28 protein-coding genes, 1 other RNA gene and 1 riboswitch are annotated in these 20,970 nt (G+C 40.3%); of the genes, 25 read left to right on the plus strand and 4 right to left on the minus strand.

What is annotated here, in order from left to right; translation table 11 throughout:
• The first annotated feature begins 33 nt into the window (after nucleotides 1-33).
• From HMPREF1128_RS10345 to HMPREF1128_RS04640, 15 genes are read left to right on the plus strand one after another with little or no spacing between them, the layout of a single operon-like run.
• Nucleotides 34-174, plus strand: a complete 141-nt coding sequence (locus HMPREF1128_RS10345; protein WP_007524648.1) for a hypothetical protein — start codon at nucleotides 34-36, stop codon at nucleotides 172-174.
• A complete protein-coding gene (locus HMPREF1128_RS04580) occupies nucleotides 171-470 on the plus strand; it encodes a helix-turn-helix domain-containing protein (protein ID WP_005661855.1) in 300 nt (99 codons plus the stop codon). Before HMPREF1128_RS10345 ends, HMPREF1128_RS04580 begins: the two co-directional genes overlap by 4 nt.
• A 9-nt stretch (nucleotides 471-479) precedes the next feature.
• Nucleotides 480-1,460, plus strand: a complete 981-nt coding sequence (locus tag HMPREF1128_RS04585) for a hypothetical protein (RefSeq protein WP_007524095.1) — start codon at nucleotides 480-482, stop codon at nucleotides 1,458-1,460.
• 9 nt (nucleotides 1,461-1,469) lie between these two features.
• On the plus strand, nucleotides 1,470-3,290 hold the full coding sequence (locus HMPREF1128_RS04590) for a DDE-type integrase/transposase/recombinase (RefSeq protein ID WP_007525556.1): 1,821 nt from the start codon (nucleotides 1,470-1,472) through the stop codon (nucleotides 3,288-3,290).
• A gap of 60 nt (nucleotides 3,291-3,350) precedes the next feature.
• Entirely contained in the window at nucleotides 3,351-4,523 is a 1,173-nt protein-coding gene (locus HMPREF1128_RS04595) for an AAA family ATPase (RefSeq protein WP_007525202.1), read from the plus strand.
• Between the two features lie 8 nt (nucleotides 4,524-4,531).
• Nucleotides 4,532-4,735, plus strand: coding sequence for a hypothetical protein (locus HMPREF1128_RS04600; protein WP_005640647.1), 204 nt, complete (start codon nucleotides 4,532-4,534; stop codon nucleotides 4,733-4,735).
• A complete protein-coding gene (locus tag HMPREF1128_RS04605; protein WP_007524427.1) occupies nucleotides 4,728-4,928 on the plus strand; it encodes a hypothetical protein in 201 nt (66 codons plus the stop codon). The genes HMPREF1128_RS04600 and HMPREF1128_RS04605 overlap by 8 nt, the downstream gene beginning before the upstream one ends.
• A 3-nt stretch (nucleotides 4,929-4,931) precedes the next feature.
• Nucleotides 4,932-5,456, plus strand: a complete 525-nt coding sequence (locus HMPREF1128_RS04610) for a host-nuclease inhibitor Gam family protein (protein ID WP_007524725.1) — start codon at nucleotides 4,932-4,934, stop codon at nucleotides 5,454-5,456.
• Nucleotides 5,453-5,674: an ANR family transcriptional regulator gene (locus tag HMPREF1128_RS04615; protein WP_007524909.1), complete on the plus strand. Its 222-nt coding sequence runs from the start codon at nucleotides 5,453-5,455 to the stop codon at nucleotides 5,672-5,674. The genes HMPREF1128_RS04610 and HMPREF1128_RS04615 overlap by 4 nt, the downstream gene beginning before the upstream one ends.
• A complete protein-coding gene (locus tag HMPREF1128_RS10350; RefSeq protein ID WP_007525148.1) occupies nucleotides 5,671-5,829 on the plus strand; it encodes a hypothetical protein in 159 nt (52 codons plus the stop codon). Before HMPREF1128_RS04615 ends, HMPREF1128_RS10350 begins: the two co-directional genes overlap by 4 nt.
• A 51-nt stretch (nucleotides 5,830-5,880) precedes the next feature.
• The gene (locus tag HMPREF1128_RS04620; RefSeq protein ID WP_007525420.1) at nucleotides 5,881-6,597 is read left to right on the plus strand and encodes a DUF2786 domain-containing protein; all 717 of its coding nucleotides are present in this window, start codon (nucleotides 5,881-5,883) and stop codon (nucleotides 6,595-6,597) included.
• Complete coding sequence (locus tag HMPREF1128_RS04625; RefSeq protein WP_007525486.1) at nucleotides 6,581-7,057, plus strand: hypothetical protein; 477 nt, start codon at nucleotides 6,581-6,583, stop codon at nucleotides 7,055-7,057. Before HMPREF1128_RS04620 ends, HMPREF1128_RS04625 begins: the two co-directional genes overlap by 17 nt.
• The gene (locus HMPREF1128_RS04630; RefSeq protein WP_007524247.1) at nucleotides 7,033-7,407 is read left to right on the plus strand and encodes a hypothetical protein; all 375 of its coding nucleotides are present in this window, start codon (nucleotides 7,033-7,035) and stop codon (nucleotides 7,405-7,407) included. The genes HMPREF1128_RS04625 and HMPREF1128_RS04630 overlap by 25 nt, the downstream gene beginning before the upstream one ends.
• Nucleotides 7,404-7,790, plus strand: coding sequence for a regulatory protein GemA (locus tag HMPREF1128_RS04635; RefSeq protein WP_010128362.1), 387 nt, complete (start codon nucleotides 7,404-7,406; stop codon nucleotides 7,788-7,790). The genes HMPREF1128_RS04630 and HMPREF1128_RS04635 overlap by 4 nt, the downstream gene beginning before the upstream one ends.
• A complete protein-coding gene (locus HMPREF1128_RS04640; protein WP_007523987.1) occupies nucleotides 7,790-8,167 on the plus strand; it encodes a Mor transcription activator family protein in 378 nt (125 codons plus the stop codon). Before HMPREF1128_RS04635 ends, HMPREF1128_RS04640 begins: the two co-directional genes overlap by 1 nt.
• A gap of 489 nt (nucleotides 8,168-8,656) precedes the next feature.
• Here the strand turns inward: HMPREF1128_RS04640 and HMPREF1128_RS04645 are convergent, their stop codons facing one another.
• Entirely contained in the window at nucleotides 8,657-10,195 is a 1,539-nt protein-coding gene (locus HMPREF1128_RS04645) for a Na+/H+ antiporter NhaC family protein (RefSeq protein WP_007525101.1), read from the minus strand.
• Between the two features lie 97 nt (nucleotides 10,196-10,292).
• Nucleotides 10,293-10,490: riboswitch (Lysine riboswitch) on the minus strand.
• Nucleotides 10,491-10,691: 201 nt separating this feature from the next.
• Between HMPREF1128_RS04645 and HMPREF1128_RS04650 the strand changes: the two genes are divergently transcribed.
• Entirely contained in the window at nucleotides 10,692-11,081 is a 390-nt protein-coding gene (locus HMPREF1128_RS04650) for an H-NS family histone-like protein (RefSeq protein ID WP_007524210.1), read from the plus strand.
• Nucleotides 11,082-11,154: 73 nt separating this feature from the next.
• On the opposite strand, the gene HMPREF1128_RS04655 is transcribed toward HMPREF1128_RS04650, so the two are convergent.
• The gene (locus tag HMPREF1128_RS04655) at nucleotides 11,155-11,889 is read right to left on the minus strand and encodes a SanA/YdcF family protein (RefSeq protein ID WP_231287865.1); all 735 of its coding nucleotides are present in this window, start codon (nucleotides 11,887-11,889) and stop codon (nucleotides 11,155-11,157) included.
• A gap of 207 nt (nucleotides 11,890-12,096) precedes the next feature.
• Here HMPREF1128_RS04655 and metX point away from each other — a divergent pair, with 207 nt between their 5' ends.
• From metX to HMPREF1128_RS04685, 7 genes are all read left to right on the plus strand, one after another.
• Nucleotides 12,097-13,173 (plus strand): homoserine O-acetyltransferase MetX, encoded by a 1,077-nt coding sequence (gene metX / locus HMPREF1128_RS04660; RefSeq protein WP_007524773.1) that lies wholly within the window; start codon nucleotides 12,097-12,099, stop codon nucleotides 13,171-13,173.
• A 78-nt stretch (nucleotides 13,174-13,251) separates the two neighbouring features.
• Complete coding sequence (gene ftsB / locus HMPREF1128_RS04665; RefSeq protein WP_007524130.1) at nucleotides 13,252-13,530, plus strand: cell division protein FtsB; 279 nt, start codon at nucleotides 13,252-13,254, stop codon at nucleotides 13,528-13,530.
• A gap of 3 nt (nucleotides 13,531-13,533) precedes the next feature.
• The gene (gene ispD, locus HMPREF1128_RS04670; protein ID WP_007525099.1) at nucleotides 13,534-14,223 is read left to right on the plus strand and encodes a 2-C-methyl-D-erythritol 4-phosphate cytidylyltransferase; all 690 of its coding nucleotides are present in this window, start codon (nucleotides 13,534-13,536) and stop codon (nucleotides 14,221-14,223) included.
• Complete coding sequence (ispF, locus tag HMPREF1128_RS04675; RefSeq protein WP_007524935.1) at nucleotides 14,220-14,696, plus strand: 2-C-methyl-D-erythritol 2,4-cyclodiphosphate synthase; 477 nt, start codon at nucleotides 14,220-14,222, stop codon at nucleotides 14,694-14,696. The genes ispD and ispF overlap by 4 nt, the downstream gene beginning before the upstream one ends.
• A gap of 277 nt (nucleotides 14,697-14,973) precedes the next feature.
• Nucleotides 14,974-15,071, plus strand: an RNA gene (gene ffs, locus HMPREF1128_RS10225) — signal recognition particle sRNA small type.
• A 177-nt stretch (nucleotides 15,072-15,248) separates the two neighbouring features.
• Complete coding sequence (locus tag HMPREF1128_RS04680; RefSeq protein WP_007525277.1) at nucleotides 15,249-15,623, plus strand: YgiW/YdeI family stress tolerance OB fold protein; 375 nt, start codon at nucleotides 15,249-15,251, stop codon at nucleotides 15,621-15,623.
• Nucleotides 15,624-15,723: 100 nt separating this feature from the next.
• Nucleotides 15,724-16,206, plus strand: coding sequence for a DMT family transporter (locus HMPREF1128_RS04685; RefSeq protein WP_007525186.1), 483 nt, complete (start codon nucleotides 15,724-15,726; stop codon nucleotides 16,204-16,206).
• 95 nt (nucleotides 16,207-16,301) lie between these two features.
• Here HMPREF1128_RS04685 and HMPREF1128_RS04690 read toward each other — a convergent pair whose 3' ends face one another.
• Nucleotides 16,302-17,246 (minus strand): hypothetical protein, encoded by a 945-nt coding sequence (locus tag HMPREF1128_RS04690; RefSeq protein WP_007524033.1) that lies wholly within the window; start codon nucleotides 17,244-17,246, stop codon nucleotides 16,302-16,304.
• Entirely contained in the window at nucleotides 17,246-18,229 is a 984-nt protein-coding gene (locus tag HMPREF1128_RS04695) for a DUF485 domain-containing protein (RefSeq protein ID WP_010128364.1), read from the minus strand. The genes HMPREF1128_RS04690 and HMPREF1128_RS04695 overlap by 1 nt, the downstream gene beginning before the upstream one ends.
• A 256-nt stretch (nucleotides 18,230-18,485) precedes the next feature.
• On the opposite strand from HMPREF1128_RS04695, the gene HMPREF1128_RS04700 reads away from it, so the two are divergent.
• Complete coding sequence (locus HMPREF1128_RS04700; protein WP_007524444.1) at nucleotides 18,486-19,325, plus strand: hypothetical protein; 840 nt, start codon at nucleotides 18,486-18,488, stop codon at nucleotides 19,323-19,325.
• A 26-nt stretch (nucleotides 19,326-19,351) separates the two neighbouring features.
• A complete protein-coding gene (locus HMPREF1128_RS04705) occupies nucleotides 19,352-20,914 on the plus strand; it encodes a DUF6630 family protein (RefSeq protein ID WP_007524417.1) in 1,563 nt (520 codons plus the stop codon).
• Nucleotides 20,915-20,970: the final 56 nt, after the last annotated feature.

Below are 20,970 nucleotides of genomic sequence, written 5' to 3' on the forward strand. Positions count from 1 at the left end.
GAGCCAATAGGATACCACAGGGAGAAAAATCAAATGAAAATGTTAGAAAAATTATGCTTATGGTATTTGAAAAAATACTGGAACAGTCAAGGTTATAAAAAAGCGGTTGCGATTGAGCAACAAAAACAGGCGGAAAACTTACCGCAGTTTATGAAATCAGGGCAAGCCAAATGAAAGAAAAAATTAACGGCACGCAGCGTGCGTTGCGGATTTTAAAAGCCCTAAAAGGGCGAACGATGGACGGCTTAAGCAATAAAGATTTGTGCGAAGCGATTGATGAAACACCAGTGAATATCACCCGCGCTACGGCGATTTTAGAAAGCGAAGGCTTTTTGCGCAAATTGCCCACTGGCAACTGGACGCTCAGTTTTGCCCTGCTCAATTTGGCGGTGTGTTATGAGCAAGATATGCAGGCAGTGAATGAGCGATTTAATGAAATGCGCCACCGTGTTGCAACAGGTGGTTTTTAGGAGTGAATGATGACAGATTTAAGATTAAGTGAACAACAAGATGCGGTGGCATTAGCCAGTCAAGCCTTAACGCAAGATGTAGCCCAATCCTACGAAATGCTGGGAATGGTAAAAATGTCTGACTTTCATAGAAAACTGATAACGTGTCAGCAAATTAAAATGTTATCAGAATTTAAAAAATCTAAGAGATACAAAGACTTAACAATGCAAGACATAGATGGAAATTGGAAACACGTCAGCACTTGGGAAGAGTTTTGCGGTTGCTTAGGTTTTAGTGCTAAGAAAATTGATGAAGATATTTTAAACCTTAACCGGTTAGGCGAAGACTTCCTAGAAACCAGCCAACGCCTTGGCTTAGGCTACCGCGAAATGCGAAAACTTCGCCAACTGCCCGAAGAAGCCCGAGCGGAAATTGTGGACGCGGATTATTCAGACACCACCGATAAGGAAGAGTTGATTGAGAAAATCGAAGATTTAACCGCCCAACACGCGAAGGAGAAAGAAGCCTTGCAAGCCCAACTCAAACGCAAGTCGGACGATTATGAAGCACAGGCGAAAGTGCTTGCTACCAAAAACGAGCGGATTAACCACTTAGATTTGGAATTGGCGAAGAAAACCAAAGCGATTGAAACCCAAACGCCTGAACAACGTGGTGGCGTGTTACGTGAAGAAGCGGCTGCGATTTCTTACAAAGCAGAAGCCGTGCTACGAGGGCAAGTATTCCAAGCCTTTGAAGCCTTAACCGCTCATACGGAAGCCACAGGCATTGACCACAAGCAGTTTATGAGTGGGGTGCTTGCCGAGTATCAGTTGATTTTGTCAGAACTCAAAGAACGCTTTGGGTTGGATGATACGCCAAGCGGCGAAGCCTTACCTGAATGGGCGAGAGAAGATTATCAGCCTGACGGCAAGTTAGATGAAAGTGTAACGAGCATTTTGGACGAGATTGAGCTTGATGCTCGCATTCAAGATGCGGAAGTGGTGGGTTAAGGAAATGCAATGGCAATACTACCGAGCGTTCTCGCCCAATATGCCGAGCGTGTGGAGAAAGCAGGCTTTGGCGAGAAGGAAAAAATTATTGAAGAAGGCTGTGCATTCACCGGTTTAAGCCGAGCCACCTTTCTTCGGCAAATTAAGCCCTACCGCCCAGCGAGTGGTCGCAAAGTACGGTCAGACAAGGGGAAACATCAAATGGATGCGAACGAGCTGAAATTGATTAGTGCGGCGTGGTTACACCTACGGCGGAAAAATGGCAAAACCATGGCAACGTTGGAGCGGATTTTAGACATATTGCGCGCCAATGACAAAGTGAAAGCGGAGTTTGTGGACGAGAAAACAGGCGAAGTCCGCCCTTATTCGGCAAGTTCGGTGGAGCGTGCATTACGCAATGCTAATTTGCACCCTGACCAGCTGTTACGCCCTGCCCCAGTGGTACAGTTGCAAAGCCGACACCCGAACCACGTTTGGCAAATAGACCCGTCTTTGTGTGTGCTGTATTACCTGAAAGAAACTGGCAAAGGCAATGGGTTGTGCGTAATGGAAGCAGAGCAATTCTACAAAAACAAGCCAGCGAATGTGGCGAAAGTCGAACCGCAACGAGTGTGGCGGTATGTCATTACCGACCACGCGAGTGGCGTGATTTATGTGGAATATGTGTATGGCGGCGAAACGGCGGAGAACATTTCTGAAACCTTTATTAACGCCATTCAGAAGAAAGATAACCCTGCCGAGCCATTTTTCGGTGTGCCGAAAATTTTGATGTTCGACCGTGGTTCTGCCAATACGTCACAAATGTTCACCCATTTGCTGAACCAGTTGGACGTGAAAATTGAAGTGCCGAAAGCCCACAATGCCCGAGCTAAAGGGCAAGTGGAGAAAGGCAATGATATTGTGGAACGCCAATTTGAAAGCGGTTTGCGGTTTATGAATGTGAGTGGGCTTGATGAGTTAAATCAACTTGCTCACCAGTGGATGCGGTATTTCAACGGCAAAGCCATTCATAGCCGACACGGTATGACACGTTACGGTGCGTGGCGAAAAATCCACGCCAATGACTTGTTATATCCGCCCAGCCGTGAGATTTGCCAAGAGCTGATGATTACCGCACTCACCGAACGATTGGTGACCGATAAGTTGGAAATCAGCTTTGAAAATCGCCGATATGATGTGCGTGATGTACCTGATGTGAAAATTGGAGAGAAAATCACGGTGGGCAAAAATCCGTACCGCCCTGAATGTGTGCAAGTGCAGTGCTTTGAGCAGATTTTTGCCGATGACGGCACGGTTAGCCTGAAACCTTATTGGGTGGTGTTGGAACCGATTGAAGTGAATGAACTAGGCTTCCGTGTGGACGCGGCAATCATCGGCGAAGAATACAAGGCCCATCGCAAAACGGCGTTTGAAACCAATAAGGAACAGGCGGAGCAACTGGCTTATGGTGTAGAAACCGAAGACGAGTTGAAGCGAGCCAAGAAAGCCAACGCACCGTTATTCAACGGCGAAATCAACCCTTACAAACACATCGAAGAGAGCAAGCTAACGTGGTTCTTACCGAACAAAGGACAAGAACACGAACTGACCACCAACGCACGCCGTGTTGAGCAAAAACCGATGTCAGCGGTGGAGTTTGCCAAAAACGGCAAAGCACGCTGGGGCGAGTTGTGGACGGGCGAATGCTATCAATGGATTACCGGCAAATATCCGCAAGGTGTGCCGCAGGTGGAAGCTGAACGGTTGCTGGGCTTGAGCTTTGATGAATTCAAGGCGGAGTTTATGGCGCCAGAGCCGACAACATCACATTTGAAATTGTTGGCTGCCTAGCCCAAAAATCTCCCCTAACCCTTCTTTACAAAAGAGGGGGACTTATTGAAGGAGCATTTTATGCTGAAACTAAAACAGGTGCTGATTGATAAGGGCGTGAGCTTAAGGCAGTTGGCACAGATGATGAATGTGTCGCCTGCGACCATTTCTCAGTTGATAAATCATAATCAACGGGTGCGGGAGTGGGTGGCATTTGAGAAGAGTTTAATAGCGTCTTTGCAAAAGATTGGGATAAACCAACCGCTTGCAACGCTATTGAGACAGGAAGCGACAGCGGAAAGTTTGGCGACCGAACCTGCCGCTTCCGCCCTTAAAACCAAACGAGAAATTAAGGACGAGATTATGTTACTCGCAAAACAGGCTTTATTTCCAGCCACTAAGAAACATTTTTTATTACCGATTGACCCTTTTTCCGTCGATATTCGCTCGGCTGATGAAGTTTTCGCCACCAGCGACATTCGTTATGTGCGGGAGTCGCTTTATCAAACCGCTAAGCACGGTGGCTTTATGGCGGTGGTGGGAGAATCAGGTGCGGGCAAATCGACCCTGCGCCGTGATTTGATTGATCGCATTCGAGCAGAAAACGCCCCAATTGCGGTGATTGAGCCTTACATCATCGCAATGGAAGACAACGACATCAAGGGCAAAACGCTCAAAGCAGCCCATATTGCCGAAGCGATTATTTCCACCCTTGCACCGCTACAAAACGTGAAGCGTTCGCCTGAAGCACGGTTCCGCCAGTTGCATCAAGTGTTGAAAGAAAGCTGTAAATCGGGCTATTCGAACGTGCTTATCATCGAAGAAGCGCACTCCTTGCCAATTCCGACGCTTAAACACTTGAAACGCTTTTTTGAGTTGGAAGATGGCTTTAAAAAGCTGATTTCGATTGTGCTAATTGGTCAGCCTGAATTGAAGCTGAAACTGTCGGAACGCAACACCGAAGTCCGCGAAGTGGTGCAACGCTGTGAAGTGGTGGAACTCGCACCCCTTGATGCAGAGTTGGAAAACTATGTGGCGTTCCGCTTAGCAAAAGTGGGCAAAAAACTCAACGATATTTTTGATGAAGATGCTTTCCTTGCGGTGCGACAACGCTTAACGGCGGTGGGCAGAAACAAAACTACCACTAGTTTGCTTTATCCGCTCGCAGTAAACAACTTGCTCACGGCAGCGATGAACTTGGCAGAAAGTTTAGGTGTGCCGAAAGTGAACGGCGATGTAGTGATGCAGGTTTAGGGGGCGATATGAGAAAAACAACCTTAATTTTAACCGCATTTTTGTTGGCTGGCTGTGATGACGGAATGATACAAAAGCAAACGTGGGCGTATGCCGAACTTTGTATCAGCGGTGTAGTTTACCTCCGCTCGCCCAACGGCAGCCTAACCCCAAAAATTAACGCGGATTTTTATCCTTATACTTGCCAAAAAGGAGTAACAAACAATGGCTAAAAAACTGACCGACATTACCGTAACAATGAACTCTAATTACGATAATAAATTATTTCTAGAAGAATACGAAACAGCAATGGCGGATTGGACGGAAGAAGAACGAGCTGGCTTACCAGTATCTGAAATTGCATCTATCTTTAAACACGAATTTTCAGATGGTTCTGTTGAATATATTTTTAAAATTAAGGAATAAAGAATGGCTAAACGAGCAACAAGAGTAAAAAGCGAAGTACAAGAAATTGCATTGCAAACCCAAGATGAAGTGGCGTTGGCGATTAAACAGATCGGCGATTTAGAGCGTGAGCAGGTGCGACTTTCCACCCTGCAAGCGGACGAGAAAGCAGCGGTTGATGAAAAATACACGGCACAACTGACTACATTGAAAGAGCAAGTGAAGCCGTTACAAAAGGCGGTACAGGCGTATTGTGAAAGTCGTCGTTTAGAACTCACTAACGGGGGCAAGCAGAAGACGGCTTACTTTACCACCGGCGAAGTACAATGGCGTGCCAAACCGCCTGCGGTGGTCGCCAAAGGCATTGACGGGATTTTGGAGAGCTTACGCAATTCGGGATTGTTCCGCTTTATTCGCACGAGAGAAGAGCTCAATAAGGAAGCGATGCTTGCCGAGCCTGATATTGCACGCTCTATTTCGGGCGTAACTATTCGAGAAGGTGTGGAAGAGTTTGTCATTAAGCCGAATGATGAAGAGGTGCGAAAATGAGCCGAAAACCAAAAGTAGATCGAGATGTACTCGAAGAAGCCTATCGCAAAGCAGCCGAAACTGCAGCAGCAATGGAACGTTCGGGCAATTATGCCCGAGCTGGTGAATTGTGGGGAGAAGCAGCAAAACAAGCGGTAACACTCAAACAACGTGAGTGGTGCAACACGCGCAAAACCTATTGCAAAACGTGGCAAGGTAAACGGGAGAAAAAACAATGATTTCCACACTAGACGCCTTAAAAATGCAACTTCGCCAAGCGATTATTCAACTGGAACAGGCTGAGAAATCGCTAGATAAAGAACAAATGGAATACGCCAAAGTGTATGTAAGTAATGCGAAGGGGATTTTGATGAAACTCGGCATTAGTTTTTAAGATAAACCAAACCGCCTTCGGGCGGTTTTCTTGTATTAGGAGAAATTAATAATGAAGAATAAAGAAAAATTATTGAGCAAGATTAAGAAATTACTGGCTTTAAGCAAATCCCCAAATCCACACGAAGCGGCAAGAGCTTTAGCAATGGCTCAAAAACTAATGGCGGAAAACGAATTAAATCAAAGTGATGTGCTTTTTTCAGAATATAACGGTAAACAAAAATTCTCTATCACTCCGCCGAGATATGTGCATATTCTAACAGGTGTAATTTATAAGGCTTTTGGTGTAGAAGGTTATTTCGCTAATCATTATCCCGAGCAAGAATTTGGGGAGAATAAATTGCACGTTGTTTTTTTTGGGAAAGAGGAAAGACCGATGGTTGCGTCTTATTGCTTTGATGTTTTGTATCGACAGTTACAAAAGGCACGCCAAGCGTTTAATGCCAGTCAAAGCAAACGGTTGAAACGCAGTACGCTCATAGCTAGAGCTGATAAATTCTGTGAAGGCTGGGCATTGGGTGTTTATGATGTAGTTGAAGAATTTGTATTTAGTAGCGAAGAGAAAGTTGAAATGCGAAAACAACGTGAAAAACTCACTCAAACGCTACAATTAACCAAAGGGAAAACTCGTGAAGCAGGAAATAGCCGAGAACGAGATGATAGTTCTAAATCGCTTGGTTACGAACAAGGCAAAAAAGCCCGACTTCATCACGGTGTCAATGGAAAAGAAATGGCTAAATTAGGAGTGAAAAATGAAAGTGAAATGTAGTGCGTGCGGAGCGTTGCATTCATTGGATGCGTTAATTGCCAATCAAGCGGCGAGCGAGGCGCTGAATGCGGCATTGATGGTAAGTGGTGAACTGGGCGAGGCGTTGATTCGCTATTTAGGACTATTTCGCCCAGCGAAAAGTTCGCTCACCTTTGACCGTGTTGCCACTTTGTTAAGTGAGCTTACACCGATGATTCAAGCGGGCAAGATTAAGCGTGATGGTGTGGAATGTGATGCCCCTGTGGATGCGTGGATTTATGCGATCAATCAGATGATGGCAAATCGGCAAGCATTGAAATTACCGATGAAGTCGCACGGTTATTTGTTTGAAATTATTGCGGGCCATAAGCCTGTTGGCACATCGATGGTGAAAAATTCCGAGCAAAATCGCCCGCTTGCAAGCAATAAAATGAACGCAATTAAAGGAGCGTTGGAATGGGGCAAAACAATCAATGGCTAAAACCCGTACTGGCGCAAGGTGTAGCAATGTTGTTGCTGTTACGTCTGAAAAATTCACCGACGGAAGAGGTAATTCAGCCTACACTGGAAGCGTGGTATCAGGTAATTACTTATAAAAAGTCGTGGGATATGGAGTTGGATAAGGTGCGGTTTGAGACGGCATTTATGACACTTGGGCAGACTTGCGATTGGTTTCCTACGCCAAAACAGCTTCTGGAAGCCTTACCACGGCGTGAATATCCTGAGCTTCCGCCACCACCGCCGAAAAATGTAGAAGAAATGGCACAGGAAAAGGCACAAATGGAAAGTAATTTACAACGATTGAAAGCAATTTTAAGGGGTAAACGATGAGAAAACGATTATTGCAACTGGTGCATATTGGGAAAACACAGTTGAAGATGGACGATGAGACTTATCGGAGTCTATTATCTCAACAATTCTACCAAAATTCGGCAAAAAATATAAGCTATTCAGATTTAGTAAAACTGGTCAAAATACTGCAACAAAAAGGCGCGAAAATTCGCTTACCGCGTGATACACCGCAACTTTCAGCCGTTCAGCGGAAATTGTGGGCAGTGTGGAAAGCAGTGGCTGATGAAAGTAGTTCGGCAGCGTTGAATGCGTTTGTGCAGCGCTATTATGCCGAAATTGCGGACTGGCGTGAGCTAGATAGAGAGCAAACAGCAGCTATTATTGAGCAGCTAAAACAGTGGAAAAAACGAGTAGGTAAATAATGATTGATGCCAAATTTGACAATAATGACTTTCAAACCAAAGCCCCCGATTTATTGGCAGATTTGGCGAAATATACGGTAATGGCTGTGCGTGAATGTTACCCTGAAATGGACGCGGAAACCGCAGAAAATATTGGAATGATTGTGGCATTGAAGACGGGGCATAACTGGGGCGGTTTGAATGTGTATGTGCCGAAATCAATGTCGCTTTTCGCCTGTGAGCGTGAAAAGCAAATTTTCAATGAGTTCACCGGCAATAATCACGCCTACCTTGCTAAGAAGTATGGTTTATCTTTGCAATGGATCTACAAAATCGTGAAGCGTGTGCAGAAGGAAGAAATTGCCAAACGGCAATTTGATATGTTCGCTCAATCCTAAAAAACAAACCCAGTGACCGTAAAAAGTCGCTGGGTTTTCTTTTTCTCTATGTGTAACTCTGTTTCATTCCACCTTTCTCATTTCTTCCCACTTCATCCAAATTTTTCCCATTTATGTTGGATTATGTGTGAGGGTTATGTTGGGTGGGTTTATCCTAAACGGACATTCGTAAAACTGCCACAGTATAAAATGAAAATCTTAGTGATCCTAATTCCCCTTACGACTGACCTCAAAATAAAGATCCAAAACGAAAACAGAAATAGAAAATGTGTTATTTCCATACTATAAAATAATCAGATGTATTTCCAAATGGTTGACGACGAGTCAAGGCATCTCAGTAAATGATTGATGCATCTGACGATCTGCAAATTAAAAAACAAAAGCGTTGTTCTATGTGACTAGAACAACGCTTTTCTATACATGCAAGCGGTGAGATTTTTATAAATTTTTGCAAAAGCTCACGAAATTTTAACCGCTTGTGATACGAACCTACTCGGTGCCTTTTGATTTAAATATCAAAAGAATTACTGCCATGACTACTGCAGTAGTCGCAAAACCAAACCATGAAGATTGCGTAAAACCAACAACGATATAACCTAATACAGAGGCTAATGCTACCAACATAGCATAAGGTAACTGAGAAGTGACATGATCCATATGGTTACAACGCGCACCAGTTGAAGATAAAATCGTTGTATCTGAAACTGGTGAGCAGTGATCCCCACAAACCGCGCCAGACATTACAGCTGCTAAGCATGGAATAATCAATGCGGGTTCCGAGTGCATTGCCATTGAAGCACCGATTGGTAACATAATCGCAAAGGTTCCCCAACTGGTTCCGGTTGAGAATGCCATAGCTGACGCTAACACAAACAGAATTGCTGGTAAGAATGCTGGCGAGATGCTGCCTACAACTAATCCAGACAGATACATCCCGGTTTTCATATCGCTAACCACACTATTGATCATCCAAGCAAAGAATAAAATAGTAATTGCGCCTGACATCATTTTGATACCGATGCCGTAAGAACGCCAATAATCTTTTAGACTTAGATTTTTACTGTTAAATAAGCAACAGGTAAGCACGATAATACTTAGTACTGCGCCAACCACTAATGAAATTCCAACCGTAGTATTTTCAAATGCGCCTAACAGACTAAATGGCGTATTAGCTTCCGCTAACGCTTGTGCACCTGTATGGATCATCATGGATACTGTACCAATAATCAATGCAATAATTGGTAAAACTAAATCACGAACATGCCCTTTACTCTCTGTATCATCTTCTTCATTTTCTTCTTGATGATTCAGTGCATAGCGTTCAAAACGTGCCATAGAACCAATATCAATTGTCCAATATGCCACAGCAAACACCATGACAATCGAGAAAATCGCATATAAGTTCATTGCACTCATTGTCATGAATGCACCTAATGGGCTATATCCTGTAATAGAGTGCGTAGCAAATAAATCAGCAACTAAGGTTATAATATAAGCACCCCAGCTCGAAATCGGCATCAACACACACATTGGTGCAGCCGTTGAATCAAGAATATATGCTAATTTTGCACGCGAAATTTTGAACTTATCAGTGACTGGACGCGCAATCGCACCTACAGCCAGACTATGGAAATAATCATCAATAAAAGTGACGAAAACTAAGCTTGCTGCCATCAATTTTGCACCACGACGACCTTTAATTCGCGCTTGAGCCCAATTCGCAAAAGCTTGATTTGCCCCTGAAGCACTTAATAATGCAGTTAGTACGCCTAATAAAACCAAGAATAAAATAATATTGATATTATTGCTATTTAGCCCCTCTTCAGCCCCTTTATAAAATAAAGAAACTGCGGTGTTTTTTAAATATGATAATGAATCAAGGATTTTGCCATCAGTTAGCAATAATGCCCCAACAACAATACCAACACTTAATGAAATAATTACTTTTCGGGTAGCAATAGCTAATACGAGCGCTAATAATGCTGGTACAACAGACCAGACACTGCTCGAATAATCGATTAAATTCATAAAACCTCTAAATGTTAAAATCAATTTAAATGAGGATTCTACTGATAATATTTACACAAAAAGTAAATAAAAAAGGAAGGGGAAAAGGAAAGCCCAGCCTAACAGTAGCACTCCGAAGCGGTTAATTTATGAGAAACTTTTGCAAGTTGCCGCCTCGACAGTGTCGTCCCTTTCGGTAACGACCCCAACCAATTAAGATGACGCTTAATTGATTTCGGCAAATACGCCTTTCCTTTTCCTTCATCGTTCTCCACTCAGAAAAAGTACTTATCGGATTTGCGCCTCTACAATTTGTAGGTGGGTGTAAGATACCTGAAATGAAACAACTTCTCAAGCAGAAAAACAATTTTGTTATTTTTACTTACCAATTTTTCTATTGAAGATGAGCTAACATTAAAAATAAACTTCATTTGGTATTTACCTTTAAAAAAGATTTAGATAATATATTCCAGCTTATTAGATATAACATCTAAATTATTATTTACAGGAGCATACAATGTCTGATTTAAATAAATTCTCTAATCTTCGCACATTACGTGCACTCGCTCGTGAAGCAACATTAGAACAGCTTGAAGCATTACTTGAAAAAGTACAAACCGTTGTTACCAAAAAGCGTGAAGAAATCAAAGCACAAGAAGCTGAAAATGCAAAATTCTTAGAAGGCTTAAATAAATATAAAGAAATGTTAGAAAAAGATGGCATTTCAGCGGAAGATTTAGTTGCATTATTAGGTGGCAAACAAGAAGTAAAAACGCGTAAACCACGTAAACCTTTAGCGCCAAAATACAAATTTATTGATGCCAATGGCAACGAAAAAACTTGGACTGGTCAAGGCCGTACCCCTCGCGAATTAGTCGGTAAAGATTTATCTAAATTTGCAATCTAATTTCTAAATGAATCATTAAAAATGAAAAAGAACAATGTATTTGAATATACATTGTTCTTTTTTTATTACTGACCTATTTGTCTTCAGAAATCTTTGTTGATGTCGTTGCTGGCAATATAGCTTCCCCAACCTTTTCTAAGGTTTCTGGCTTGACGCCCGAAACATAATCCCAGATCATGCCAATTCTCGCAAGAATCTCCCTCAAGCGAACTTTAATATGCCCTTCTGGATATTTTGCAGCAAAACACACAGCATCAATATTATGTGTTTTCGCAATAAATAATGCTCGTTCACAATGAAATTCTTGCGTAATAATCACAAACGGTTGGAGATGATAAACCTCCGCTGCCCGAACAACTGAATCTAATGTGCGATAACCTGCAAAGTCTTGTGAAAGATCTACATTTTGCACTCCCATTCGGCGCAAATCTAAGCTCATCGTTTTGGGTTCATTATAATAAGGGGTTTTATTATCGCCACTTAATAATAATTTTTTTACTTTTCCTTTTTTATATAATTCCAATGCTGTTTCTAGTCGGTATTTATAATATAAATTCGGTGTACCTTTCGCATAATATTTTGCAGTGCCTAATACTAGCGCATTTTCATAATTAGGAAGCGATTTTATATCAGTGTAGATTTTATCGCGCACGATATAACCGGTTAAAAAATCCGCTAATAACAGCAAGATAACCGCACTAATATTTAGCCCTATTACCCATTTTATTATCCGTTGTAGTAGCCTTGTACGCTTTAACCACTGGATAAATTCCGGCAAAATTTGAAATCGTTTTTTTCTCTCAGTCATGCGTTAAAATCAAGGGAGTCAATAGACTTCATTGTCGTTAGATCAATTAGCATAACGATCATTTTTAAAATTACAAGCTTAAAATTAGAATGCTAGACGTTTAGACGTCTAAAATTTCTTGACAATGGTTCGTTCTCTCGTTACCTTACCGCATAAGATTTTTCATGGCATAGCGCTCTTGCTGCATATAAAGGTATCGACAAACTCATGGCTCACACGCTCACTCTGTTTAAAGACAAACCACTCTCGCTAACCTTAGGCGGAACGCTTTCTCCCGTTGACGTTGCTTATCAAACTTATGGTCAACTGAATGCCGATAAAAGCAATGCTGTTTTGCTATGCCATGCACTCACTGGTGATGCTGAACCTTATTTTGATAATGCCAATAAAGGCTGGTGGCAAGATTTTATTGGGCCAGGTTTAGCCTTCGATACCAATCAATATTTTTTCATCTGCTCTAACGTATTAGGTGGATGCAAAGGTACCACAGGGCCGGCTTCTATTAACCCTCAAACTGGCAAACCTTATGGTAGCCAATTTCCGATCATTACCGTACAAGATATTGTTAATGTACAAAAAGCCTTAATTGATGCACTAGAGATTCCCCATTTACATTGTGTTGCAGGCGGTTCTTTCGGTGGCATGCAAGCAACGCAATGGGCTATTTCTTACCCCGATTTTGTGAGTAACATTATCAATCTTTGCTCTTCTTTAACGCTAAGTGCCGAAGCTATTGGTTTTAATCACGTGATGCGCCAAGCTATTATTAATGACCCTTATTTTAATCAGGGCGATTATTATGAAGGGCAATCACCAGACAATGGCTTAAAAATTGCACGTATGTTAGGAATGCTGACTTATCGTACAGACGTACAGCTTGCTCGTGCATTTGGACGAGAAATGAAACAGCAATCCGCTATTTGGGGCGACTATTTCCAAGTAGAATCTTATCTAAGCTATCAAGGGGTAAAATTCTTAGATCGCTTTGATGCCAATACTTACTTAAGATTGCTCCGCGCATTAGATCTTTATGAACCTAGCCTTGGTTATGCTAACGAAAAAGCTGCACTTTCTCGCATTAAAGCAAACTATACTTTAGTTGGCGTGACTAGCGATCAGCTCTTTAAACAAGTCGATTTGCATAAAAGTAAACAAGCCTTGGAAGAAGCCGGTGTCAATGTACATTATTCCGAATTTCACTCAACATTTGGACACGATGCCTTCTTGGTTGATTACGACTTTTTTGAACCAATGATTCGCCAAGCACTTGCCCAATCTGCTTAAATTTACAAATGAAAGGTTTGCTTTTTGCAAATTCACGGTAAAATTTGACCGCTTACAAATCATTATTTAGAGAAGAATATGCGTTTACTTATTGTTTTTTTTATCGGTTTATTAGCCTTTTTCCAATATAGCTTTTGGTTTGGCAAAAATGGTTGGCTAGAATATCAAGAAATGAAAACCACTGTCGCGACATTAAAAGCAGAAAATGAAAAATTAACTGCCCGTAATAACTTAATTGAAGCAGAAATTCATGACTTAAAAACGGGTGTAAATGCACTAGAAGAACGCGCTCGCCTTGAACGTGAGATGGTCAAACAAGATGAAGTCTTCTATCGTATTGTCCCTAAACAGAACTAATTTATGAACACTCGTAACATTGTCGCCATTATTCCAGCATCTGGCGTTGGTAGCCGAATGAAGGCAGATCGTCCAAAACAATATCTTCGATTATTAAACAAAACTATTCTCGAACATACGCTAGATATTTTTTTATCACATCCTGAAATTAGCAAAGTGATTGTCGCCATCTCCCCCGAAGATCCTTATTATCAAGAAATTGACTTACTTAAATCAGAAAAGATAAAAGTGGTTTTTGGTGGCGAAACTCGTGCAAAATCGGTTTATAACGCATTAAAATGCCTATCCTCCAATGATTGGGCTTTAGTGCATGATGCGGCAAGGCCTTGCCTCAAGCGGTCTGATTTAGATAAACTTTTGCAAATCAACGATGAGCAAGGCGCGATTTTAGCCACGCCTGCGATAGATACCATTAAACGTGCTAATGGTGTGCAAATCTCACATACCGAAGATAGAGAAACACTTTGGCACGCACTAACGCCACAGTTTTTTCCTGCAAAACCATTAACCGAAGCACTAGAAGCAGCATTTTTAGCCAATGCAACCATTACTGATGAAGCGTCTGCCATGGAATTTGCAGGCATTCATCCTACATTAGTTGCTGGACGTAGTGATAATCTCAAAATTACCCGCCCTGAAGATTTAGCTTTGGCGGAATTCTATTTAACTCATCAAACGGAGAATAATTCATGATCAGAATTGGACACGGTTTTGACGTACATGCTTTCGGCGAAGACCGCCCACTTATTATTGGTGGCGTTGAAGTGCCTTATCATACTGGCTTTATTGCCCATAGCGATGGAGACGTTGCCTTACATGCACTGACTGATGCCCTATTAGGTGCCGTCGCTTTAGGCGATATTGGCAAGTTATTCCCAGATACAGATATGCAATATAAAAATGCTGACAGCCGTAAATTATTGATTGAGGCCTACCGTCAAGTGCTAGCCACTGGGTATAAAGTGGGCAATGTAGATGTTACTATTATTGCGCAAGCACCTAAAATGCGCCCTTATATCGATCAAATGCGCCAAGCGATTGCAGAAGATTTGCAATGCGATATGAGCCAAGTCAATGTAAAAGCAACAACAACTGAGAAATTAGGTTTTACAGGTAGAAGTGAAGGCATTGCGTGTGAAGCGGTTGCATTATTAGTTAAACGCTAAGTCGCAACCAAAAAAAGGGCTAGTCATCTATGACTAGCCAATAAGGAAATATGAATAAAAATTCAATGTGATTTGGCGTTGGCACTTGCCAAATCACGAATCCATTATAAGCCTTATTGCTAGCTAACGATATAGTATTTCTTATAGTCAGACTTCCGACCTCTCTATTGCCCCCACTTGGATTTGCTCGATTTTCTGATTTAACGCTTGCCTTTTTAACTTAACCCCCTATAATAACAAGCCTTATATCGCGTTAACGATATAATTCTATGGGGCGTTATTGGTTCCTCGCAACAGGGTTTAGCTTACTTGATCAGGTTCGGAAGAAAGCAGTCTGGGTTAAATTTTCTGTGTGCCGAGGGTCGCTGGTAACGCCCCACCTTATTTCCTCTCCCTTACAAGCGGTTGCTTTTCATCAAAATTTTACTTTTTTAGCAAAAAATCTAGAAATTAAGAATTCTTTAAGATTTCTTTGGTTTAATACACCCAACGCAAACTTGCGGAGAAACTTAATTTAATTTAACTTAACTTAATCTATTTGAGGAAATCAACATGAAAAAAATCGTATTTACTACTTTACTAGCTTTCGCATCAACTTCAGCTTTTGCAGGTTTTAATGGTAACGCTAATAACAATCAAGGTGGTTTTCAAGCTAAAACTGCTGCACAAACAATGAGTGTTAAACAAGCATTATCGGCTGCTGATAACAGCATGGTCACTTTAGTTGGTAACATCACCCAACAAATCGATAACGACGAATACATTTTTACAGACGGTACAGCACGTATTAAAGTGGAAATTAAAAACCGCGTTTGGAATGGTTTAAATGTAAGCGAAAACGACAAAATTCGCATTACCGGTAAATTAGATAATGAAGCTTTTGAAAAAGCTGAAGTGGAAGTCTTCTCTGTTGAGAAAGCTAACTAAATTTGAAAAGTAGAATGACGGGTGCAAGCCCGTCATTTTTTTATTCATTTTATCTACTCGCTGATTGGAGATATAATGCTGGCATCTTACAGGAGTTTGTATGTATTTTATTTATCTACTTATTGCCTTTTTTGCCGGACTAGGCCTTGCCACGCAAGCAGCGATTAACAGTCAATTAGCCAAATCTATGGGTGATGAAGCCATTATTGCAGCTCTCATCTCTTTTGCTGTTGGCACCCTTTTCTTATTTGTCATTGCTTGGTGGAAAACGGATCTTTGGCAACATTTAAGCGCATTACCACAACAACCTGCTTGGAAATTTTTAGGTGGTATTCTGGGTGCTTTTGCCGTCTTTACTACCGTATTATTAGCGCCCAAATTAGGCATTAGTGTCATGCTATTTTTCATTATCATTGGGCAACTGATTTCATCTACCACGATTGACTATTTTGGCCTTATCGGTATGCCAACTCAGGCTATTTCGCCCGCAAAATGGATTGGTTTAACCATTATTGCTTTTGGGCTACTCTTCTACTTCTTCGGTGAAAAATGGCTATATTGGTTAAAATCCTTTTGGGTCTGAAAAAGAATAAGACGGCTTGGTTCTCTCACTCAAGCCGTCTTATTTACAAGCGGTCACTTTTTTCTAAAAATTTACCAATTGATGTTGCGAACTAGCTATTTCACTAACTGATATGGCATAACATGCTTTGTACACTTATCAGATAATCCTTGACCTTCTTCTGGATAATTTACCACATGCAACTCAAGCGTTTTCGGTGTGAAATTCGCCAATCTCACCCCAATAAAATTGCTATAATCACATTGCCCAATTTTAAATTCTTTCTGTTCATGCAAACTGATTTCACCTTTCATTTCTAACAAATTTAATGCGCTGTCGGTATAAAGACTTTGAATTTGTATCGCGCCATCTAATTCAGGAGAATTTGGAAAATGAAGTGATATATCAGATTTATCTTGCAACGCTGGATCAATACTATATTCAAAACTCGCGGCTTTGTCTGAGAGCATTGATTCAAGTGGATCCCCCTGATAATTACGCTGCATTCTTATTGGTTCATTTTTAGCAATCTGCCATTTCCCTTGTGGGGTATTGATGGTTTGATTTTTCACAGAGCAGACAAGTAACTCATAATCTTCAAAGTGAATGCTAGTTTCTTGTGCCTCTGCTTTTCGCTCAAAGGTCAAACCTTCCGTTAAACAACTTTGCCCATCTATTTCAAAAATCTCTGGTAAAGTGGCAGCACCAACAATTCCTTTAGGCATAATTGACTGACTATCCGCTAGATACAGAGAAAAACGATCTAACTTAAAAGGCCCCCATGAAAAATAACCAAGATCACCTTCCTCTGGAATAAAAATATTATCAATTTTATCCGAATCAGGATAACTTGATCGCATTGTCCCTACGGGGATATTCGCAATACCTTCTTTTGTGAAGTAATCTATTTCTTCTTGAGTCAATGCTTTTACCTGCAAACTCACATCTTCATATTTATATTGTTGGCGTTTATTCCAAGAAATTGCCACGCCAAATACCACTATGCATCCAAGCACAATGCTAAGTGCGACAACTAAAGGGTGATTTTTCATGTTTTCCATCAATTTCCTCTATTAAAATCTGGATCTTTCACTAACTGAAGGGGCAATACTTGTATTTTACATTCCTTTGAAATGGGATGTTGTTTATCATCACTTTCAAAATGCCAACGCGCGTTTTTTTCTGTTAGCTCAGTAATTAGAATGCTTGTAATGAGCTTATTATAACGACATTGCCCTAGCACAAAATCTTCTTGGCTGTTAATGCCATTACCATACATATTATAAATCGCTAAAATTGCTTTGGCTTGATTTTTGAGATCCGTAAAATAGGTTAAAATCTGAAGCGTATCCTTATCGTTTGCTAACGGAATTTGCAACCTTGGTGTCGTAAAACCGCCGTCATAACTGTAGGCTTGAGGCACCGCCAGACTAATTAACCCATCCTTGCTCCACAAGCCTGTATAACTGAGTTCTCGATTTTGATACGATACCATTTCGCCATTTAAACGGAAATTAGGCAAAATCACTTCACCTTCAGCGATATCACACGTCACTAAAGTAAAATCTGAATAATGCATTGACGGGCGTTTACCGCTGGTTCTTAAAAACTTAAATCCCCCTTTAGTTAAACACGGTTGTCCGTTAATAACGTATGTTTCGGGCATATTAGGCGCAGTTTCATAGTTAGCTGGCTCAACAAATCGCATATTCGAATCATTGATTGCTACCATATCACGATTTAATCCTAATTTATTTAACAAAAAACCGCCCCAACGAAAATAATTATTTTCTTCGGCAATCAATAATTCTGGAACAGCCGTATCTTCTGAGATATAAATTAACGCATTTTGAGGTAACGCCTCAACACCTGCTAAATAGGGTTTATCTTTTGATTGAACTGCTCGAAGTTCCCCTTCATGTGAGCGCGAAGGAAGCCAAACAAAAAATACGAAATAACTCAAAATGAATAACAGATAAACAACGCCAAACAATATGCCAATTACCCATAAAAATCTTTTCAGTGATGTCTTTAACCTTTGCATCCTAATATCTCTCTTAATCAATATATCTGTGTATGATGTTTTTCTAAGCGATAGCGCTAAACTTTCACTTTTTTGAATACATTTTTAATCTGTTTGCCTTATAAAAAAGCGAGATTATTTCACTACACTTTAAAACCTATTAAAATTAGTATAACATTTAAATCAACTATTTACCCAACTTAAACAAGTAGTTATTTTTCAGCGTTTTTTACAAAACATTTATTAAATCCGACCGCTTGTGATAAAAGGAACGACTATGCATAAATTTTTACTTACTGCCCTTCTCGCCAGCCTTTCTACCTCTGCTTTCGCACTTTTCCCTGTGCAAACTGATTGGCAAGCGAATCACTTACAAGGCAAAGTGAAATCTGTTATTTCACATTCGGAAGATAATCCTGAAGCGGCAGAAGGAGAGGTGGTCACGAACGATGTTCGTCAATTTTATAACGAACAAGGTTTCTTAATTAAAACTGAAGATGTTACTGGCGAGTCTGAACATTTCGATAAAACGACTGCGAATTATCGATATGATCAAAACAATCGATTAGAAGAAATTCGTTACGATATCTATAAAGAGACTCATGGAATACTCTACCGCTATCAAGAAAACAGCGATGGTTCGGGTATCATTTTAGAAATCACCTATGTAGGCAAAAAGCCGAAAAAGCCGAACTTCCAAGAAGATTACATCAAAAGAGTTTATGACAAAGATGGCAAACTCATCTCTGAAGCTGTTTATTATGCAAAACTTATTGACGGCCATGCGAAAAAATTCCATTACAAGGACGATAAACTCATCAAAGCTTGTGACTTTGATGACAATGGAAAAGAAAGTAATTGCGAAACTTATCGTTATCTCGAAAATGGCGACTTTGTACATAACACGTCTTTTAATGAGGGACGAGCAGATTTTACTTATGACAAAAATCACAATGAATTAAAACGCCAAATTTTTGACAAACACGGAAAATTGGAAGAAACCCTCACAACGCGTCATAAATTTGATCAACACGGTAATGTGATTGAAAGCATTATGTATGATGAAAAAGGCATATGGTTAGATAAAACCACAAAGAAATATGAATATTATGAATAATCTCTTTTAAACTGAGCATTTTTATTATGTTTTTTAAATCTAAACAACACGCTGATAAATTAGACCAAACATTAACAACCAAACTGGACAAAATCTTTCAATATTTTAAGGCGAAAGAAGAACCACCTGAGAGGTTGTTTGCCCGAAATCACAAAGTTGCGCCAATGGCAATCGCAACCTATTGGCATTATGGTAAAGCCAATTTAGATGAATCTGAATTGCTAGAAAATACGGGATTATCTGATTTATACCAACCTCTAGAGTTGCTTCTGACAAAAACAATGAAACTGCCTTGCATTACGCGCATAGAATTTGAAGAAGAAAATTGGGTTCAATTATTTCTTTCTATTGATTTTAAATTAAACCCAACAGATAGCTCACTTTTTAGAGTTTTTATTTTTCCCGATCAGGATAGCTTCGTTTTCGCCGAAACGGATCAAGCGAACAACCTTTTTCAGAGTATGATACAGGCAAAGCCATTTAATCAACATAGTCCACATTATGAGCAATTTTTATCCTCAGTTAATGCCGTGTTTAATGCGATTGAAAAGCCAGAAGATTTCTCTCTATTAGATCAAAAACTCGCAAAAATTGAACGTTATCTTCAAACGCAACAAGATGGATGTATCGACGTCAAAAACACCCTCTTTGAAACGCCTATCCATGCCTATCAATTTTACTATTCCGACAATTGGGATGATTATTCCAAAGAAAAATTTAAGGAATTAGATTTTGGCGGCGACATGTATGATTTACAAAGCCAATTCTGTAACCCAATGGGATTCGTACCTGCTTCTCGAGAAGAATTTTTTAATGGTTCTGGCTATTCTTTTTTAAATATTGGGTTCGGCATAAAACCGCATAAGGAATATGAACATATTATTAAAGAAACTGAATTTGAATTTCCGCAAAGAATTGAGTTATTTGCTGGGCAACCTATTAGAGATGCCGCATATTCATTACAACATGCTGATAAGCTTTTTATTTCTAATTTAATGGCAGCGATTTATTATGCCAAACCGCTTGATGAACAACATTACAAGTTTGCTTTGTTAAAACAAGCCGTCGATTTGATTTGCGATAGCATTGACAGACGTGAAACTGAAATCAATCAAGAAGCCTTATTTGATGAATTAATTACGTTGCTTGAAACGAAAAAATACATCAAAGCAAAATATATTAAGCAAGTTAAAAGCCTCTATAAATGGCTAAATAAAGACCTTGAAAAATGTCGAGAGAAAATGATCGCATTTGGTGATATCTATGAGGACGAAGATTTCGATGAAGAATATGCTAAATTAGAACTTATCAGAAGTTATCTACATTGCTACCAAGATGACTGGAAAATTGATTATGACTCACTCAATCATTTTCTTTCTGAGTCTCTTGAACAAACTTTCGAAATCACTTTCGAAGAGGCAAAGCATGAGTTTGCACGTATTAAGGCTAAAGTAGAAGAAAAAAGTGATTATACTTTGCTTTATGTTGATACGGGTTCTGATAATTTCTATTGCTTAGTTTGCCCAAAATCAGCCGCGCCTCGCATAATAGAAATTGCAGATATATTAAATTTACCTATCAACCATTAAGTTATAGATAAGAAAACTGCCTAGCAGCAATAAAGAGTGGTTGGTTTTGACTGCGT

This window comes from Haemophilus sputorum HK 2154 (assembly GCF_000287615.1).
In the GTDB taxonomy this organism is placed as follows: Bacteria; Pseudomonadota; Gammaproteobacteria; order Enterobacterales; family Pasteurellaceae; genus Haemophilus_A; species Haemophilus_A sputorum.